The sequence below is a fragment of the Paenibacillus sp. NRS-1782 genome (assembly GCF_050467685.1).
GTDB classification, from domain to species: domain Bacteria; phylum Bacillota; class Bacilli; order Paenibacillales; family Paenibacillaceae; genus Paenibacillus; species Paenibacillus terrae_A.
Window position 1 is genome coordinate 1 of sequence record NZ_JBITPH010000112.1, and the last position, 2,274, is coordinate 2,274.

At 36.2% G+C, this 2,274-nt stretch carries 4 protein-coding genes; 2 read left to right on the forward strand and 2 right to left on the reverse strand.

What is annotated here, in order from left to right:
- Positions 1 to 216: 216 nt before the first annotated feature.
- Both ACIFQM_RS24875 and ACIFQM_RS24880 read left to right on the forward strand, forming a co-directional pair.
- On the forward strand, positions 217 to 1,188 hold the full coding sequence (locus ACIFQM_RS24875; RefSeq protein WP_430043348.1) for a helix-turn-helix transcriptional regulator: 972 nt from the start codon (positions 217 to 219) through the stop codon (positions 1,186 to 1,188).
- Positions 1,189 to 1,333: 145 nt separating this feature from the next.
- On the forward strand, positions 1,334 to 1,531 hold the full coding sequence (locus ACIFQM_RS24880) for a hypothetical protein (protein ID WP_430043350.1): 198 nt from the start codon (positions 1,334 to 1,336) through the stop codon (positions 1,529 to 1,531).
- 31 nt (positions 1,532 to 1,562) lie between these two features.
- Here the strand turns inward: ACIFQM_RS24880 and ACIFQM_RS24885 are convergent, their stop codons facing one another.
- A complete protein-coding gene (locus ACIFQM_RS24885; protein ID WP_044646080.1) occupies positions 1,563 to 1,919 on the reverse strand; it encodes a HesB/IscA family protein in 357 nt (118 codons plus the stop codon).
- On the reverse strand, positions 1,903 to 2,244 hold the full coding sequence (locus tag ACIFQM_RS24890) for a winged helix-turn-helix transcriptional regulator (protein WP_430043370.1): 342 nt from the start codon (positions 2,242 to 2,244) through the stop codon (positions 1,903 to 1,905). Before ACIFQM_RS24890 ends, ACIFQM_RS24885 begins: the two co-directional genes overlap by 17 nt.
- Positions 2,245 to 2,274 lie beyond the last annotated feature (30 nt).

Consider the following 2,274-nt stretch of genomic DNA (forward strand, 5'->3'; position numbering starts at 1 on the left):
TTTAGTTCAAACTATATAGCTCTTTTTTTTATTGCATTATCATTGTGTTTTTTCAAATCTACTTTGGTTTTCACCTTCTTCATGTTCCCAATTATTCTTGATGTGAGTAAATTAAACTTACAAGAAAAAATGAAATAACAGCAAGTAAAATCAAATAATAATCTCTCCATATCTCTATACTAAATGTAGAGCGGTTGAAAAGAGGTGAACAGAAGAATGTACGAGTGGCAGAAGCAAATTCAAATCATCATTGATGAAATTGATGAATGTATTAAAAATTATAGTGATGAAGCTTTGACACTACACTTTCTTTCTCGAAGGTTGGGTTACTCCGAGTTTTATACAACGAGAAAATTCAAGGAAATAGCGGGTATGCAATTTAGGGATTATCTACGGCGTAGAAAATTAGCGTTTGCACTAAAAGAGGTTCGAGATAGTGAAAGAAGCATTTTGGATATTGCTTTTAATTATGGTTTTTCATCACATGAAGCTTTTACCAGAGCTTTCAAAGGAACATATGGTGTAGCGCCAAGTGAATATCGAAAAGCGCCTAAGCCTGTCGTTCTTCGAACAAAAATAAACTCTTTTGATCGCTACTTTTTAGGATTGGGAGAGATTGGTATGATGAAATCTACCGATGATGTTAAAATATATTTTGTAACTATTCCCGCACACAAATTTTTGCACATCAAAAACTATGAGAGTAATGGGTATTGGGATTTTTGGCAAAAACAAAGTCTTATTCCGGGACAGGACTGCGAAACAATTTGTGGATTACTTGATAGTATTAAGGGCAAATTGGATGACGATGGTGGGAGCGAAGTTAACAGCGGCGGCGGTCAGATTATGGCATATATTAATGACCCTGACGGTAGACTATGCGATTGGGGTATTCCACGTACAGAGTGTTATGGGATACGTCTTCCTGTGGATTATAAAGGTGAAGTACCACCACAAATGCTTATGATTGATGTTCCCGAAGCCGAATATATTGTTTTTGAACATGGGCCATTTGATTATGAGCAGGAAAATCGCAGTGTAGAGGAAAAGGTTGAGAAGGCAATGGCAACTTTTGATTTTGCAAATACCAGTTACTGCTTTGATACTTCCCCTGGTAGAATCATTTATTGTTATCATGATCCGGAGCGGTTTTTAAAGTATATCAGACCAGTAAAAACGAATGGTTGAGTTCGTCGAAAACAATAAACTAGCTGATGTATAAGGAATTGTAGTGTCGCTGGTTATGGAGTTTCCAATTTACCTGCAACTATTGAATGTTCAAAATTACTCTCTTTTATCTGCAATGTTTAGTAGATAGAAGGGAGTGTTTTTTATGACCAAAATGAAGGAATTGATTCAGGATTTCAAGCTTAATCAAGAAGTTTTAGGTCGTGTGAAGCAGTATGTTGATGTGTGCATGTTCCGCTTGAACCGTTGGGAAAGGTTCATGGAGAGAGAATTAGGGATTGTTGAGTTGGAGGATGTAAATCAGGTTAAAAGAATGGATAGCTTTTTCAGATACTACAAATGACATAAATAATCTATTCCCCTTTCCAATTTTTTCAATCACATTTTTTAACTTCGCCACGATAATTTGCCATTCTGAAACTAGCTCCACATCCACATGAAGCTCTTGCATTAGGGTTATTCAAGGTGAAACCGCCTAACATACCGCTTTCTTCATAGTCAATTTGAAGACCTTCAATATATTTAATACTATTAGTGTGAACCAAGATACTAAATTCACCTTTATTTAATAAGATATCACCTTCTGTTTTCTGCTCATCCACGATAAGAGAATAGGATAGACCACTGCATCCCCCCTCATCAACGCCTACTCTAAGGAAAGAATTTCGGGCATTAGCACTTGATAAGATTTCGACGATTTTTTCGAATGCTGCTTCACTGACCTGTATCATCGTAGTAATTCCCCCTTGGAACGTCATTTTTTTTAGCTGCATTGTTAACCCAGTCTATTAAACAGGGTATGAATGTAGCAAGAGCAGATCCTTTTGGTGTTAATTCATAAATAGTTTGTATGGGGCGTGTCAAGCTTACAGTTCTTTTAACCAAATTATCGTTTTGAAGCTCTTTTAAACGCTTAGAGAGGATGCTTTCCGAAATGGAAGGAACATTTTCGGAAATTTCGCTAAATTGCTTTGGACCTTGAGAAAGGGAAAATAGTATATGAATAATCCATTTAGTCCCGATTATACAATAAGCTGTAAAAAAGTTTCTCGGTATCTGTAGTCAACTGGACAGTCAAAAGTTCTA

Excerpts from the sequence above, each read along its gene's own strand:
- ACIFQM_RS24875 (WP_430043348.1), top strand. The coding sequence starts at position 217 with ATGTACGAGTGGCAGAAGCAAATTCAAATCATCATTGATGAAATTGAT.
- ACIFQM_RS24880 (WP_430043350.1), top strand. The coding sequence starts at position 1,334 with ATGACCAAAATGAAGGAATTGATTCAGGATTTCAAGCTTAATCAAGAA.
- ACIFQM_RS24885 (WP_044646080.1), bottom strand. The coding sequence starts at position 1,919 with ATGATACAGGTCAGTGAAGCAGCATTCGAAAAAATCGTCGAAATCTTA.